The organism is Bacillus thuringiensis, from assembly GCF_001182785.1.
GTDB lineage: Bacteria > Bacillota > Bacilli > Bacillales > Bacillaceae_G > Bacillus_A > Bacillus_A thuringiensis_S.
This window is the reverse complement of record NZ_CP012099.1, coordinates 2,372,955-2,389,896: the sequence shown is the minus strand read 5'-3', so window position 1 is coordinate 2,389,896 and position 16,942 is coordinate 2,372,955. Positions and strand designations below refer to the sequence as shown.

Sequence of the window (16,942 nt, the reverse complement as noted above, 5' to 3'; positions counted from 1 at the left end):
TTTGAATAAACATAAAAACTGCCCTCACTTTTATTATGGTTTCAATATATAGACAAGATACAAGTTTCATTTGTTCCATTGTTTATCTTTTTTCAGGCAGAATAATACTACTAAAAAACAAGCAAAGCATACAATTATAAAAATCCACTCACAATAATCTATTTTTTTTGAATTTAACGTAACACTCTACTTGTCCATTTCAATTTGCTATCCCCTTCTATTTACCATTAACAATGTCAACTTTTCTAGAATTACAGCAAAAAAGCATTCTCGATTAGAAAGAATGCTTTTTTGAAATTTAATTGTTCTATATTTCCCCCAATTTATATCTTTGAGTTAAGCAAACATGTAATAAATTTAGTGAAATAATTCACCTTATAATTAAATATTATTTCTGAAATACATGTTTTACTTTTTCACCTGGAACGTTACTTCCTCCTCTTCCTTTTACATCTTCAATCATCATTGTAACAATCATGTCTGGCGCATTTGCATCGAAAGCTGCGAACCATCCCAGTTCTTTTCCTTCTGCTTCTTTCGACTCTTTCAGTTCTGCTGTACCAGTTTTACCAGCAAGCGTCACACCATCAACCTTTGCAATTCTCCCTGCGCCATCAGGGTCATTAATGACTTTGATTAATGCACTCTTTAATATCTCTTGATTCTTTTTAGAAACCACATTTTCTTTCCAATTCCCTGCTACTTTTGCTTCTTTTAAAAGATGTGGCGACGGAATATTCCCTTCATTCACAATCGGTGCATATGTTAATGCTAAATGAAGTGGTGTCATTAATACTTGTCCTTGTCCATAGCCCGTGTCTGCTAGTTGAATATCGTTTTTTATCCCATCTTTTGCAATGATTGAAATAGGAAATTCGTATTCGATTGGTAATTTTTCATGAAATCCGTACTTTTTAAATTCCTTTACATACTGATCTTTTCCCATTTTCAAAGCTTGTTGAGCGAAATAAATATTATCAGAGTACTTCATTGCCTTATCAAAATCAATTGGACTTGCATCCTTCACACGCGTTACATAGTAATTTCCCCAAGTTGAATCTTTTGTCCACTTCAAACCTTGAATTTTAAATTCTTCCTTCGGATTTATTGTGTTTGTTTCCAAACCAATTGCACCTGTAATCGTTTTAAATACGGAACCTGGTACAAATGCTTGTGTGAAGCGATTCGTCATTGGTAGTTTCGAGTCGTTACTCCATGCTTCTCGTTGGGCTTTCGATGCTCCTCTAACTATTATATTTGGATTATAAGCAGGGCTACTTACAAGTGCGATTGTTTCACCTGTTTTAGGATTGACCGCTGCACTAGATCCTGCTTCAGTTTTCATCTCATTAAAGATTTTTTCTTGAATTGCAGCATCAATTGTTAACGTAACATTTTCTCCTTCTTTTGCTTCTTTTTTTGCTACGTTTTTAATCTCTTTGCCATTCTCATCTTCTATAAATACGCGTCCACCCTTTTCACCACGCAATTTATTTTCTAACACTTTCTCTAAACCGGTCTTACCTACTAAATCATCCGCTTGATAACCTTGTTTTTGAAGTGATTTTAACTCCTCCGCATTCACCTTTCCTATATATCCAGTTAAGTGTGCCGCTGCTTCACCTAATGGATACGTACGAATATTTACTGGGCGAGATGAAACTCCTTCTAATTCAATATAATCATTCTGTCTGGTTCCCTCTTTTAAAATACCAATTGGTACAAAGGAGTCTGGTTTTATCCATTTTGCTGTGAGCTTTTGTTCGACCTCTTCTATAGACATATCAAGTAATTGTGCTACTATTTCTTTCGTTTGCGCTGCTGTTTCGCCTAGTTTCTCTGGAATAATTCCAACCTCAGTTGCTTTACCATTCGTTGCAAGCCCTTTTCCATTGCGATCATATATTTCTCCGCGTTTTCCTTGCTCTATTTGCATACGTACTTTGTAATCTTTTTTCATACCTGGGAAAATGAAGTCTGGTGTCCAATCTATTTTCCAAGATTCTTTATCTTTCACAAGTTTTGCTTCGTGGATGAATGAAACTGGTCCTACATCCGTATCCATCTTAACTTCAAAAAGAAAAAGCTCTTTATCTTTCGTATTCTCTCCTTTCATTTTAACTTTTAAATTCTTAGCTCCAATCCCCTCATAGATTTTTTGATATTTTTCTGTAAATTCTTTTTTAGAAATCGATTTTTTGCCATGATCTGATAAATGATCATACATATTTGCAAATTTTTTATCATTCCATAAATTGATATATTCTTCAAATGCTTGTTTTGGCGGTTCGTTTTTATTACATCCTACCAACATAACTGCGAAACAAACGAAAAGCAGCATCCATAATTTTTTCAATTCAATCTTCTCCCTTAGTTAAAAATGATGATTCCTTTCTTAATTTATTTAATAAAAAATGTTTTAACGCTTAATAGACAGTGTAAGTAATGACATTGTTCCATATTTACAAAAAAATTAATTTACGCTTAAGTTGCATTGGAAGAAGGAGGTTTGTAAGCTTCTTACAAACTTAAGGAGTGTATATATTTAGCAAACGTTAACATGATTAGTGGTGTTTTGAAAAATACATTTAAAATACCTTTTAGTTCGTTTTCAAAGAAGTTTGGTTGTTGCAAATTAATTATGAATATCTAATCCAATTAGAAGAATACAATAATCAATTATCCAAAATTAATTTCATGCAGAAGCTAATAACGAGCATTAAAAAACTTTGCCTACTCTTTTAACATGGAAACATAATCTATTTATCAGAAGTCAATAATGAATAACACGCGTTCCTAACCAGCAAAAAAATAGACCTAATTGAAATTCATCAGAAAGTAATAGATACATAAAAAACGCCATACTTTCTGTAAATTTCTACAAAAAGAATAGCGTTTTCTTATTTTATCTTTCTATATATGCTATACCGTGAGCTCCTTGATTTACAGAAGGATCTGCATTTCGATCTCCTGGATCAACTTCAATGGTATGAACATTCTTGTAATTAACTAAATCTAATACACTTATTGTCCCTGATCTAAGGTTAGAAACATATCCAACCGTTCCGTCCGTAGAAGAACGCATTGTAATTGGGAGTAAATCTACTTCTATTGTACCTAACACATTTAACGATTCTCCATCAAGAACAGAAACATACCCTGGTGCTGGAGAAAACATATTTCTTGTTCTCTCTCCATTCTTATTCTGAAAACGCGTATGTCCTACCAATACTTTCCCATCATTCGTTACATGAACCGGAGTAATTAAATCTGAAAATGATTTTGTCTTTATAATTTTATCGGTTTCTGTATTAATGATGCTAAGTGTAGGTTGCTCCTCTTTGTAGTCTCCAAGTAAACATGGTGAAGGGATGTAAACTCGATTACCTTCAGGAGAAATAGCTAGTTCTTCACTACCATAGGGCATAGATACTTTTCCAATTAACTCCTTATCATGTGTATCTAAAACCGATATAAAGGGCGCCTCTTTATTAGAGGAATATCCTTTTGTACCATCTGGATTCGTAACAAACCAATGTGGACCTGCTGCTTCTGTAGAGATTCTATCTAGCACTTTTCTCGTGTTAGGATTAATAATTAAAATTCCTCCTTCACCAGATTCAACACTTACATACAATAAGTCTTTTTTTTCATTATAAACTAAACCATGTGGTGCAAATTCCGGCGAGATATTAATGATATCAATTACTTTAAATTGATCAATATCGATAACTAAAATTTCATGGCTTTTTTCCGGATTATTTCTATAAAAACCTGAGCGATAAGTAATACTTACATATAACAATTGACGCTTAGAATCGAAACATAATTCATGAGGTTCTGTAACTGGAGAATCTATAACCCCTATTCTTTCAAAATTTTTCGCATTGAAGAAATGGATTTGATTACCGCTGGAGCTAACGACCGCCAATATAGGATTATTTTCTTTAGAAATATTCATTAATTAAACCCTCCTTGTTATTTGTTCCAAATTTCTTAAGTTCCATAGAAATCAGCATATTTAAATATTTTGTATTATTACTAAGACAAATTATAAACAATTTTCACCTCCTTTCATTTAAATTAGTTTAACTTATAATAAGCTAGACTAACTTTTATTCCGTAAAAATAAGTTGAATTTAATAATCCAACGTATTTATCTACCTTCTCCAACTTTAGCTTTTATACTTACATGTATTTTATTTAATAACCTTCCAATACTTTACTCCTCAATTAATGATGCACAAAAAGCACAGAAAGTAAGTAATTAGCGAAATACCATTTCTTTGTCTCGTGCATTATCAGATACTCATAACATAAGTAAATCAAGCTTAGCTGCCGTTTTTTTAAATTCATTCTGCGTACAGCTCTATTCTTTAGGGAATCGTTCTATAGATTGACAAATTTGCTTCAGATTCTTGTTTTTTATTGAACTATTCCTGTGTTGAAAAGCTAAATATAATTAGTTAGCTTAACTAACTATAATTATAAATACATTCACGTTTTATCGCAAGAGTTTTAAGAATCTTCGAATAAATGAATAGAAAGATAGAATTATTTTCATCATAAGATACATGATCTTAAGTTGATAGTGATGCATAACGAGAATTTCGTACGTTAAGAAAAAACTTGCTACATATGTATGTAAATTTTAATTGCCTACTAAAAAATAACGTATTTGCAGGATGTATGAAAATTATACAAAAAGTAATAATTCATCGTTACCCAACAATATATAATATTGATAAAGAAAAAATACTAGAGAATATCACAGTGTAGTAGTCTCTAGTATCTTTTCATAGTATTTTAACGGCTATGCAATACAAAAGGATAAAAAAAGACCTCTTACGGAAAGATAAGAGGTCATCAAGAAGATAAAAATGTTGTATTTGAAACACGCGAGTTTCTAATTCATATCATAACACAATATATTTATATATTCAATATATACATAAAAGCAATAGATATATGTTCAAAAAACACACGGAATATTAATTTGGAACAGTATGTTTTATTCTTTTAACCTATTTCTTCTACAATGCCGTGATTGTAACAATGGATGGCCTCCTCTATATACTGATGAGCAATTGTAGCAAATTCTTCTAAATTCTCTTCCGTTACCTCATGAATAAACAGAACAAAATTACTGTCGGATTCGGAGTCTGTTGAAATGGAACCATCAATCCGTTATGAAATGTTGAGCTTGCATCTCCTAGATTCCATGTGAATATTTGCCAATTCCAGTCTCCTTTCGTGCCTATTTAATGTTTAATATAGTCTCGTACCGTACAAACGGGAAATGTTGTTAGTTTGAAAAGAGAGAAGAATAGAATTTCTTTATCACCTCTGTTCTTTCTTCTATATAGTAGAAAAAAGGAGAAAGGTAGAATTCTATCTACCCCTAATGTTTATTAGAAAATTCTAATTTGATTAAATTAAAAGAAAATGATATATTGATTTTATAATGATAATCCAATTAATGGATGACAACCTAATACCTGTAAGTGGACTATGACGATGTCAGATAAACGGGAGGAATTTAATATGAAAAAATTATGTTCATTTGCTTTAATCTGTGCCTTAACCTTTTCGGTTTTTATCGTTTTAGACAGTACGCTACCTGATAAAGCACGCGCTGAAGTACATACGATTAAGCAAGCTTCAGCTGTTGTGGATGATTGGCCATGGCAAACGTATTTCTTATTGCATCACAATGCGGACTATCTAAAAGAATTAGCCCCTGGTAGGTTAAAACAAGGTGGTACGTTTGATATGACGGTGTATATAGGCGGAAAAGATGTGGGTGTTGTAAAGATTTATCGATTGAACGGAGAAGGTGAATTGCAGCGCTACAAAACCATTTCTGCAGGTGAGGCTGGGCATCACTACTATTCTAGGTTCACAACACCAATTACAACGGTTTATACACCAGGTACATATGTTGCAGTACTGAAGGTAGACACTTCATATTATTATGGTGGCTCCTTCCAAATTACAAAGTAAAACATATAGGTATATTTGTCTGAAACGCACTGGGTTACGGTGCGTTTTTGTTATCTAACGAATAAATGATCACGCAGGAAGTCAAAGCATATTATCAAAACGGAGCTGAATGTGAAGAAAATTGTAACAGTTAATGCGAATGTAACAATCCATGTTGGTATTTTAAAAGGGATGACAGGATGTGTTACTAGTTATGATGCGGATACTGGGATGGCCGAAATCGAATTGGATCCATTTACAACGGTTATAATTAGGTCTGTATTTCTAACGCAATAAGGTTTGTATAGGATTCTTTAGAAAATTAATATTTGATTTTTATAGTGACCCAATATATTCTATGATTAAAATTGAGTTACATATTTTAAAATCATCACCAAGAGAATCTGCAAATTTACGGGTTCTTATTTAAAACATAATGCCAGAAAAGCTGAGGTGAATAAAGTGCAAAGTTTAAAATCTTTAAAACGTGACGTATACATTTTTCTTCCATTGTCTATTTATTTTTCCTCCATTTTTATTTCATTCTATATTATAGAGAATACATTCAACTTGCTAAGTTTTTTACCAGCACTTGGAACCCTGTATGTCTGGGTAACTAGTGTGATAGACATTAAAAATAAAAATTACAAAATAAAATAAAAAAGCATCTGAACTAGATGCTTTGCTCTTAATGTTATAGAATATTGACGCCCATGACCATACAGCTACCAAAAACAATACATACCAAACCTAAAAATATTAAAAACCCTGGCAAATCAAAATGCTCAAGTAGCGCGCATATTAATAATAAAAAGGGGTAGACTAGAATTTCAATCCAGGTAACGCCCCCTGCTTTCTTTATTTCTCGGTAAGATACAACGCTGACAAGTAAAATGCCTAATACAATCAACCCTATCCCTAACATCATCCATTCACCCTTTTGAAAATTTAGTATTTCACTTTCATATACTGCTCTTTTACGAGCACCAATAATTCCCTCAGTTTCTTCTCTACAGGATGTTCTTGATTTTCTGGTACTTCTCTCCCGTATGATGAGAAGCTTTGTGAGCATGCACTAGATGTGACTTCCAATTTCGCGTATGAGAAAGTATGCTCATTTTCTTCATCAATGTTTTCAGTAGTGCTTCCATTTGAACCAACGCGTATGCAGCTTTCGTCAAGTTTGGTGCGCTTTCCTTCCTTGTTAACCGTGTAATAGGTATCGTTGACTTCCCCATATTTCATATTAGGTGTTGATGTTACTGCGGTCCCGTCTGCAGAAAAAATAACAACACGAAACCCATCTTCTTCTGGCAACAACTCAGCTCCTGGAACATTATATAGTACCAATAGGTCTCCTTCGTATGCTTCTGGAATGAGATAAATGGTATCTGTAGTGTCTTTTCCAAATCGGATACAACCGCTTAAAAGAATCATAATAAAGATCCCGCAATACATTATAACTTTTCTCATAGAGTTTCTCCCGTTATGTGTAAGAATGGTATAGTATGTATTATATAATGCAATATATTTCCTTGGATAGAATAAGTTTCTAGTTTGAAGTCGATTTTACTATTGTCATATAAAAGATTGATGTCAGTGGATGATTGGCTCGAAGAGAAATGGAGTGAATCGATGGGCAGACGTTTTGCATTAACATATGAAAATAAGATTTTGAGAAGAATAATGATTACCGTAAGCATTGTCATACTCGTTTTCATTGCAACAGGGTGTGATTCTGTCCAAAATGATGCAAAGGAGGTAACGGACATTCCGCTTAACAGCAAACTAGATTCCCTTATTTCAGAAAGTATCATTGCCTGGAATCAAGACAAATTAAATCATACAGAAAAACAATTTGAGACACATGTAATCTATGGAACTGAAATGAAGGATGAAAAAATGTATGTCTACCTTCATTCCCTCATGCAAGGATACAACCGCGAAACACAGACAGTTCCTCAAGCAGGACATTTACTTCCAGTCCGTGTGACAGTCACAAAAAATGGGGAGGATTACCGTGAACCAGGAGATGGTGCTGAAAATGAACCTACTTTGCGCAACATGTTCCCGAAAAAGTATGCGGATCAAGCACTCACTATCTCAAATGAAACGATTCAATCATTAGAATCTCGTATGCAAGAATCTGTTGCTAAGTGGCTGGAAGATACAAGTAATAAGAGACAAGATAGATAACAAATAAAATATTCAAAATCGAATATTATACAAAAAAAGGAGAGATATAATCTCTCCTTTTTCTACTTTATACCTAGCATTATTTGTTATATCCACCAAGTTGCTGTTCTGCCATAGCAACGAGACGTTTTGTGATTTCTCCACCTACAGAGCCGTTCGCTCTTGCAGTTGAATCCGCACCTAATTGTACGCCGAATTCTTGTGCAATTTCATATTTCATTTGATCCAGTGCGCTTTCTGCACCTGCAACCACTAAAGAGTTGTTACGATTGTTTGCCATCACATATCACCTCCTGTACGTTTAATATGCTACGAAACAAAGAAAATATTATTAGTAAATAAATCCATTTATAACGTGTACTTTTCAATCATTTTACTTTCCCATTACAAATTCAGCATAATAACAGTACAAGTTTTCTTTATTTGCATGAGTTTACAGAATGTGAAATATGATTATGAAGAGTTTTATTTTACAAAAAAATTTATCGATGTAGTTGTATTGCAAGTTCTTCTAAAATATTGACAGATAATATGTCGTGTGTTAAATTCAAAATATTTAAATATTAAGGAGATGAGTGACAGATGTCAGTTAATAAGATAGAAGAATATTGGTATATGTACGCTAAAGAAAATGAGTTAAACATGAGTGTTCCAGATGCATGGATGTTTGGAGATGGTTCCAAAGAAATGGGAGATGAATTAGGAAGTTTAGTAGTTAAAGGAATCAAAACAGGAACATGCGCTGCACATTGTGTTTATGAGCTTGAAGGGGAAGAAATTCAAAAAGTTGGTCAGTACGATATTGTATTGGATGGAGACAATAATCCATTAGCAATTATAAAATATACAAAGATCGATTTACTAAAAATGACTGAAGTAACAAGTAATTTTGCAAGATCTGAGGGTGAAGGCGATTTAAGCTATGATTATTGGTATAGTGAGCACGTTAAATTTTTCACTTGGGAATTAAGTCGGTATGGACTTACTTTTACTCCAGACTTAATGCTCGTTTGTCAAACGTTTAAAGTAATGGATGTTTATAAAAAATAAACATGAATGAAAATCAAACATGTTTATTTTATATTATGTTTTTAAGCATTTCGTCATGTAAAAAAAAACAAAATCCCCTTAATACAGGGGTTTTGTAATCTATACTGTTCATAATCCTTAGTAAACCGCTGATACTTTTTGGATAGTTCATACTCAATTTTTTCGTACGCCATTGTACCTGCTAATTCTTTACGTGTCTGTTCTTCAATATATCAAAATAATATAATCAATTCCATCATCTTAACGCCTCGCTATTTGGTTCAAAACTAGAGCCATTCGCGGATAAAGCAGAACAACTTTCCCCTTCTTATGCCATACTTATCCTTTATTGTTCCTTTATACCTTTAGTAATTGTGTATCGGTAAGGCTTATCGCCTTCTCATACAACTTTGGATGAAGTGAATAGCTGAAAATAAAAGGAACTCTCAGAATAAAGTTTTTAATCAAGTGCGTTCCTTTTATTACTTACTATTTAGCCTACGTACATATTACATAGTGTATTTTTTTATCCAATAAATTGGATTAAAACCTGGTTAAACTTTTCCCGCTCTTCCCAGAATGTGCCGTGACCACTGAATTGAAAAGGTACAAGTTGTGCATTTCCCAATAATTTTTGCGTCTCTTCTCCCTTAGTAAATGGAACAATTTTATCGTGAATACCGTGAATAATTAGCGTCTGTACATTTATTTTACCAAGATCGCTATACACATTTTCATCTCTCAATGTTCTCATAATCGCAGCTGTCGACCAACTAGCCGCTTCCAATCCTAACTGTAGAAACCATTCGAAAAATGGTCCAGTGATTTTCTGAAAGAAAAATTGATCTGTTACACCCTGCAACATATTAGGGCGATCGTTCAGTGTGTCTGTAATGAACTTATTCGCAATCCCTTTTTCCACACTAGTTGGAGATGCAGCACCAATTAGGACTAATTTGGATACTCCAAATCCTTGATAACGAGCCATATAACGAATTGAAATTGCACCACCTGTGGAGTGTCCTGCTAGTGTGACATCTTTAAGCTGTAACGCTTTAATTACTACTGCTATATCATCTGCCAATCTATCAAAATTGTATCCACTGTATGGTTTGTCTGAATTGCCGTACCCCCTCCAATCAATGCCTATACATCGATATCCCATTGCTGGAAGTACATTGTACTGATATTCGAATTGCTTATGGTTTAATGGCCACCCATGTATAAAAAGTATTGTTTTCTTACCTTTCGGATTTATATCTTCTACAAAAATTCTTACATCAGATTCAACAGGTATTAAGTATCCCATGCAGACTCCCCCATGTAATAAAGATTGCCTCTACAATAAGATATTCAGCTTAAGTGAATCTATGCTGTTTCAAGTCTACTCTAAATTGCTCTAAAGACCAGTTCGACTACAAATAATAATTCATGAAATTCGCGTTATATAGATGGGAAATTCAATATGTTCTTATCGATTTGAGCATGTTAAAATAAACCTAAAAAAAGATGGAAAAATATGACACAGTTATGGCGATCTTTTGGACATGTCGTTCCACTATTTTTAATCGCAACCGTTATTGTATGTATAATTGCATTTGTATTGGCAAAAAAAAGTGCGAAAGATAAAGTTATACAGAAAAACACAATCTTTATGAACATAGTGTTTCCTCTTTCGATTATTGCAATTTTACTCATTACCGTTACACCAAGATTTACTGGGATGGAACAAATACGAGTTGTAAACTTGATTCCGTTTATTGGTATGTATAAGCTTATGACCAATTATGTCGATATTATGGTTCCTATCAAAAATATATTGTTTAATATTATCCTATTTATGCCATTTGGCTTCGTCTTATTTTGGAAATATCACGCAAAGCTTTCTATTTATCAAGTGACTATGATAGGATTTGTATTTTCTCTGCTAATTGAATTTATCCAATATGTCTTTCCAGCAGGTCGTTCATCAGATATAGACGATGTGATATTGAACACCGTTGGAACATTAGTAGGATGTTTATTCTGGAACCGAATGTGTAAATTATTTCCAAAACTCTTAAAAACATCGAATGCGAAGACTACTATGCAAAATAACTTCCAATAACGATTTTTATAGTAATGAGCCGTTCATTTGAGCAGCTCATTACTATTTTTGCATAACGTGGGTGATTTCCAAAATACTAGATGTACCCTTTATAATCTTTCAGTAGGTATACAATTTCTCAAGTAATTACTGGTTTATACTATATGAAAATTAGAGTATATGAAGAAGAAATAGAAGTATTGGCAGAGTGCTACACTATTAAGAATGATTTTTTCGCAAGGAGCATTTATATGAAAAACAGAAAGAATGTAATATTACTAATAGTATATTTCTTATTTTTGAGTGGTTGTAATCAAGTTAATGAAGATGAGGTAAAAAAATATATAAAAGAAAAACACGGAATCGATGTTGTTGTAACACATATGAGCCCTTTAAATGAAAATAATATGGGGCATGCATACCATACTGTGCAAGCAAAGAATAATAAAAATATTCAATTTCGAGTAGAGGTAGATGGTCTCTTCTATTCATCCATAAAAAGTGATGAATACAAATATGGAAAAAAAACATTTGAGGCATATCAGAAATTCCAACCAACTCTAGAAGAAATGAAAAAGTTAGGATACGTGGAAACTAAAACTGATAACACTCTTCAATATCTGTCAGAGGATAGAAGATCAGATGAAGGGAAACCAACTAATGAATTATTATTAACTTTGCAAATGAGTAACGAGATTGACTTTAGCCAATTTGAATCAGTAGAATTAGATCGTTTATATACTCTATTTCAACTCATCCAGAAAAATAATAAAAAGATAACAGAACTTGAAATTAAGGATTATAATGGCAAATCTTTAGGTGGACCTTTTAAAAATGTGCAAAAAATGATAACAAAAGAAGAGCTGTTACAAACAATGAAATCTACAATGAAAGACCCCAAAAACGAATAATGGAAAAATCGGATTAAAACGCACACCAAAGTAGAAGAAAAATTACATGAAATGCAAAACGATCGATTTTCAATTGAAGGGATTGCGTATTCAAGTTCGGATGATGAAAAATATAGAAAATATATAGTGACTTTAGTTATTAATACCACTAATACTATATTCGAGAACAATCTCCCTTTAATTGAGGATTTAATCAAAGTAACCACAATCCTTAAAGAAGAACTAAATACGAAAAACTTTGACATCAATTTAAAAATAAGACTGGAACAAAAAATACAATTTGGTTATTATCAAAAGAAATCCAAGAAGCTAATAACATTGAATATCTTGTAACAGGGAGACTTCTTAAGAATTAAATGGAAAGCCCTTTTCATGTTTATTATTTGATGTGAAAGCACAGTCTTTCAATTTGTAACAGAAAATAGAAAATCACTAAAAAACAAAAAATCTTTAGCTGTAGAGGAAAAAGTGAAAAATAGGATCCTATTCATATAGGGCTCCATTTTTATATCAAACCTATATAGGTGTATACACATAAAATTCAATTTCATGAAAAGAATGACGGAATCTCGTATCAATTACAAATACCATCACACCCACAGCTATACGTAAAACACAATTAGTATACCAATGAGATCATGTTACGTGCAGAAATCCCCTTTTTCTCACCAGACTTATCTACAAGAATAAAAAAGGAAACACAAGATATGTTCCCTTTTCACTATTTGTTTTCTACACTTTTCATTCCAATGTTTCTAGATGCTGAATATATCCGACCCCTAGCAGGTAGACATCTACCTCCTTCAGCAGGGATACGGAACTTTCCGTTTAAATTATTTTAGTTACATTGAATAACAACCCTATATATCCCTTTAAACAAATTACGTAATAAAGTAACATTAGCTTTAAAATCTAGATATATTTAATGTTTTTTCACTGCTATTACTAATCAAATTATAGTATTTTGTATTAAAATCGTATGATTTAGGACTAAATATAAAGTGAAAATTTTATAAAATTTCATAAATATGTAGTTTTAGATATTTATGATGAAAGACCCACTAAATAACTTAATTGATTTTATGAAAGATTTCCTTACTTTATTAATCACACTATTACACCCAGAATTATTTACCAGAAAAATGTTATGTAAACTTTTAATTTGCCGATTAGACGAAATAGTTTATCAATTTACTGATATCTTATCATTAGTTAGAAAGAGCCTACTTAAAAACGTAGACTCCTTTAGGTATCCAAACATTACACATATAACAAACATAAAAAAATAACATCGAATTCTTCTGTTAGTTTATTTAATATTTAATGACGTAGATAATGTATTCCAAGGTGCATTTGTAGATGTGTTTTGATATTTGAATTGTCCATTTTGCTGTCCCGAAGCATCCCATTTATACTCCCAACCATCAACTGTTCTATCACCATTAATATCAATCATCTTAGAATCTACTTTTTTTAGTTTTTGCCCACTCATTTGGGCAATTGGATTTCTACCGTATCTCATTTCATTTGTATAAATGTATAAATAGCTTCCTCCATGATCTTTAACCGTACTTAAATTGTTTGGACCAATAAATTCAACTCCCCCTAATTGAGATTCAACTTTTACTACATTTAATGATGTTAATGGTGGTGCAGGTGCTGCAGATACATCTGTCGCTAAGCCAACTGTTGCTCCCACTACTAATGATGAAACTCCTACAATCATTCTTTTTAGCATACACTCATCCCCTTTCCATTTAATACAAATTGATTCTATCATAATAATTTCATACATTTCCTTCCCTTTAAAAGAGTTAACAAAAAGTACCCATATATATAAGAAATTGTGCATATTCATTGCTTTTTACCCTTTATACTTATCATAAATCATACTAAAGTATAATTAGTTCTCTCCCCTGATTGACTTACCACATTTGGACCCATTTTCTAAGAACTAAAAAATGGTACATAGTTCACTGGTTTAACAAATAAATAATAGAATTGCAAAGTCACCTTAATTTAAATTGACTTTTCCTCTAGTATTATAAGCAAGATCCACCACTTGCATCGATTAACTCACCAGTTATCCAACGACTATCTGATGAAGAAAGAAACCCTACAATATTAGCTATATCATTAGGTTCTCCCCACCTATTAAAAGTCGATAAACCTGCAGCATATTTTTGTCCATCTCTATTCCCCAGCGTCTCAGCGTTCATTTCTGTGTTAATTATGCCTGGGAGAATTGCATTTACTGTAATACCACGAGCACCAAGTTGTTGAGCTAAAGTATGAGTGAGTGTATTTATTGCCCCCTTAGATATACTGTAGGCAAAAACACTTGGGGAGGCTACTCTTGTGACAAAAGACGAAATATTTATAATCCGTCCTCCATCTTTTAAACGCGGCAAAGCCTTTTGAATAATGAAAAATGGAGCCTTCACATTAATATTCATAACCTCATCAAAAGACTCCTCTGTAGATTCCTCTAACGTTAAAACCTGCCCAATTCCAGCGTTGTTTACAAGGATATCAAATGTAGTATTACCTATATATTTTTGAAGAGATTGATCCATCATTGAATACAAGTTATTAATGCCATTAAAAGTACTTAAGTCTGCACTAATCGCAAATGCAGAACCGCCATCTAGTTTAATTTTATCCACTACACTTTCTGCTTCTTCTTTTCTTTTACTATAGTGAACAACGACTAACGCACCAGCATGTGCCAAATGTAAGGCAATACTTCGGCCTATCCCTCTACTAGCCCCTGTTACTAATGCAATTTTCCCCTTCAATTTATTCATCTCATCATCCCCTTGTTTAAAAAATTCTACTTATTTATATCACAGAATACCCTTTGAAATGTTGCTCACTAATTTGATATCCATAAAACTAAAAGGCCCACTCATAATTATAAGAGTCGGCCTTTTCACTTCACATATTCATTAGCTTTACATACAGCATCCCTAACTGTTATGTATCTTGTACTAAGAATCAATAAAGAATCTAGATGGTATTATAGGTAAATCCAGCTATTCATGTACATTTTGCTTAGAGTTTCTGCCTTTAAACAGTTCGTTTAGGCTTCTATGTCTATATTCAATAATATTTCAGCAATACCTATATTTTTCATCTTTAATATTTTTATTTCTTAGGCATGAGCATGCTTTGAAAAATCCTAAAAACTAGTTGATAATCTTTTAGAATCTAACTTTCCTATAATACTCTTTGCTATTTCTTCAATATTTTCATTTAGAAAGAAATGATTACCTTCAAAAGAATGAAAAGTACACGTTTTACTTGTGTACCGTTCCCATTTTATTACTTGATCATATGTAGTAAATTCATCATTTTTCCCATTAAATATAAGAAAATCAATATCACATAGTTTTATATTATTATCATGAATGTATGTCTCGACAATCTTAAAATCTGCTCTTAAAATAGGGAGAAAAATCTCCATTAATTCTTCTGATTGAAGTACCCCAGATGGTGTACCTCCCATTGCAATAACTTCTCTTTTAAATTGTTCATTAGGAAGATTATATCGGATATTTTTTATTTTACTATTTGGATGGTTTCTACCGGACAAAACAAGAAATTCAGGTAATTCGTTATTAGAATCCTGTATTTTCCTGGCTACTTCATAGGCAATCAAACTCCCCATGCTATGCCCGAATAGAATGTACGGCGAAGCATCTATTTGCTTAACTATACTAGTGTAGGCATCATTTACGGCCTCTTCCATACCTTGGTACAAGCTTTCTTCGATTCTATATCCTCTACCAGCTAATTCTATCGGGACTACTTCAATATATGGATTAAAGTAATTTTTCCATTTTGCGTAGTTAAACGCAGATCCCCCAGCATGTGGAAAGCAAAAAAGTTTAGTCTTCTGCATTGATTTTCTCCTTACTTTCAAATTTGTATATATTTTGGCAAATTGTATAAATGTCTTTAATTATTATCTCTTGTGGAAATTCATCTCTTGTTGCACAAGCAGATAACTTATAATTTGGATCAATGTTATATTGTTTAAAGTAAAAGTTTTTAGGTATATGCTTGTATGAAATTAAAGTTCGTGACTCTTTTTTTATAGAGAATGAATTTAACGGGATATAAAGTCCTTTTCCAATCGTTTTGATATAACTTTCTTTTAATGTCCATAAATCATAAAAATAATTAATTTGTTCATCAGAATTCATATTAGATATATCATAAAATTCTTCCTCTGAAAAAAATTCATGCGCTAATTTAAAAGCCTCTATTTCTGAAACTTTTTCTATATCAATACCCACATTAAAATTAGCAGTAGCACAAACCACCCATTCTCCTGAATGTGACACATTAAAATGAAAGTCAGAAAATTTTTCAACAAAAGGTTTTCCATACTCATTATATATAAATCTAATTTCTTCATTATTAATTTTATACTTTTGGCAGATTAGAGATCGAATTAGTAAATCTCCTATCAGAGTTCTATTAATGTCGCATGAATTTAATAAACGCTTCATTCGTTCTTTCTTCTCATTTGAAACCAAGTAACTAAGTTGCTTAAGCAAATGACTTTCAATATTCTTTGGTATTTTCACAGCTTGAATTTGTATAATAAATCACTTCCTTTTTTAAAGAATTACTTCATATATGAACGTTACAGAAACTCAAATTAACTTTATTAAATTGCATATACAATAGAAAAGGTGCATATTTACATATCAATGAAAATATACACCTT

The 16,942-nt window shown here is 32.3% G+C and carries 15 protein-coding genes and 1 pseudogene; 6 read left to right on the top strand and 10 right to left on the bottom strand.

What is annotated here, in order from left to right:
- Positions 1-388: 388 nt before the first annotated feature.
- Positions 389-2,356, bottom strand: a complete 1,968-nt coding sequence (locus AC241_RS12305; RefSeq protein ID WP_050843634.1) for a penicillin-binding transpeptidase domain-containing protein — start codon at positions 2,354-2,356, stop codon at positions 389-391.
- A gap of 549 nt (positions 2,357-2,905) precedes the next feature.
- Complete coding sequence (locus tag AC241_RS12300; RefSeq protein ID WP_043939008.1) at positions 2,906-3,961, bottom strand: YncE family protein; 1,056 nt, start codon at positions 3,959-3,961, stop codon at positions 2,906-2,908.
- A gap of 1,583 nt (positions 3,962-5,544) precedes the next feature.
- Between AC241_RS12300 and AC241_RS12295 the strand changes: the two genes are divergently transcribed.
- Positions 5,545-6,003: a DUF5065 family protein gene (locus AC241_RS12295; RefSeq protein WP_029442341.1), complete on the top strand. Its 459-nt coding sequence runs from the start codon at positions 5,545-5,547 to the stop codon at positions 6,001-6,003.
- A 111-nt stretch (positions 6,004-6,114) separates the two neighbouring features.
- Positions 6,115-6,279 (top strand): hypothetical protein, encoded by a 165-nt coding sequence (locus AC241_RS34765; RefSeq protein ID WP_173927950.1) that lies wholly within the window; start codon positions 6,115-6,117, stop codon positions 6,277-6,279.
- Between the two features lie 397 nt (positions 6,280-6,676).
- Here the strand turns inward: AC241_RS34765 and AC241_RS12290 are convergent, their stop codons facing one another.
- The gene (locus tag AC241_RS12290) at positions 6,677-6,910 is read right to left on the bottom strand and encodes a hypothetical protein (protein WP_050843632.1); all 234 of its coding nucleotides are present in this window, start codon (positions 6,908-6,910) and stop codon (positions 6,677-6,679) included.
- Between the two features lie 20 nt (positions 6,911-6,930).
- Positions 6,931-7,455, bottom strand: a complete 525-nt coding sequence (locus AC241_RS12285; protein WP_029442339.1) for a DUF6843 domain-containing protein — start codon at positions 7,453-7,455, stop codon at positions 6,931-6,933.
- A gap of 162 nt (positions 7,456-7,617) precedes the next feature.
- Here AC241_RS12285 and AC241_RS12280 point away from each other — a divergent pair, with 162 nt between their 5' ends.
- The gene (locus AC241_RS12280; RefSeq protein ID WP_050843630.1) at positions 7,618-8,178 is read left to right on the top strand and encodes a hypothetical protein; all 561 of its coding nucleotides are present in this window, start codon (positions 7,618-7,620) and stop codon (positions 8,176-8,178) included.
- A 79-nt stretch (positions 8,179-8,257) separates the two neighbouring features.
- Here AC241_RS12280 and AC241_RS12275 read toward each other — a convergent pair whose 3' ends face one another.
- Positions 8,258-8,458, bottom strand: coding sequence for an alpha/beta-type small acid-soluble spore protein (locus tag AC241_RS12275; RefSeq protein WP_000002881.1), 201 nt, complete (start codon positions 8,456-8,458; stop codon positions 8,258-8,260).
- A 302-nt stretch (positions 8,459-8,760) separates the two neighbouring features.
- On the opposite strand from AC241_RS12275, the gene AC241_RS12270 reads away from it, so the two are divergent.
- The gene (locus tag AC241_RS12270) at positions 8,761-9,228 is read left to right on the top strand and encodes an ASCH domain-containing protein (protein ID WP_050843628.1); all 468 of its coding nucleotides are present in this window, start codon (positions 8,761-8,763) and stop codon (positions 9,226-9,228) included.
- Between the two features lie 505 nt (positions 9,229-9,733).
- Here the strand turns inward: AC241_RS12270 and AC241_RS12265 are convergent.
- The gene (locus AC241_RS12265) at positions 9,734-10,516 is read right to left on the bottom strand and encodes an alpha/beta fold hydrolase (protein WP_000540875.1); all 783 of its coding nucleotides are present in this window, start codon (positions 10,514-10,516) and stop codon (positions 9,734-9,736) included.
- Between the two features lie 210 nt (positions 10,517-10,726).
- On the opposite strand from AC241_RS12265, the gene AC241_RS12260 reads away from it, so the two are divergent.
- Positions 10,727-11,314 (top strand): VanZ family protein, encoded by a 588-nt coding sequence (locus tag AC241_RS12260; RefSeq protein ID WP_224413580.1) that lies wholly within the window; start codon positions 10,727-10,729, stop codon positions 11,312-11,314.
- Positions 11,315-11,544: 230 nt separating this feature from the next.
- Positions 11,545-12,560: pseudogene (locus AC241_RS12255) on the top strand (hypothetical protein).
- 953 nt (positions 12,561-13,513) lie between these two features.
- Here the strand turns inward: AC241_RS12255 and AC241_RS12250 are convergent.
- From AC241_RS12250 to AC241_RS12235, 4 genes are all read right to left on the bottom strand, one after another.
- Positions 13,514-13,999, bottom strand: a complete 486-nt coding sequence (locus AC241_RS12250) for a DUF4879 domain-containing protein (protein ID WP_043315721.1) — start codon at positions 13,997-13,999, stop codon at positions 13,514-13,516.
- Positions 14,000-14,246: 247 nt separating this feature from the next.
- A complete protein-coding gene (locus AC241_RS12245; protein WP_016081601.1) occupies positions 14,247-15,011 on the bottom strand; it encodes an SDR family oxidoreductase in 765 nt (254 codons plus the stop codon).
- A gap of 374 nt (positions 15,012-15,385) precedes the next feature.
- Positions 15,386-16,108 carry a thioesterase II family protein gene (locus AC241_RS12240; protein ID WP_016081602.1) on the bottom strand — a complete coding sequence of 241 codons (723 nt, stop codon included), beginning with the start codon at positions 16,106-16,108 and terminating at the stop codon, positions 15,386-15,388.
- Positions 16,095-16,799, bottom strand: coding sequence for a 4'-phosphopantetheinyl transferase family protein (locus AC241_RS12235; protein ID WP_042968931.1), 705 nt, complete (start codon positions 16,797-16,799; stop codon positions 16,095-16,097). Before AC241_RS12235 ends, AC241_RS12240 begins: the two co-directional genes overlap by 14 nt.
- Positions 16,800-16,942 lie beyond the last annotated feature (143 nt).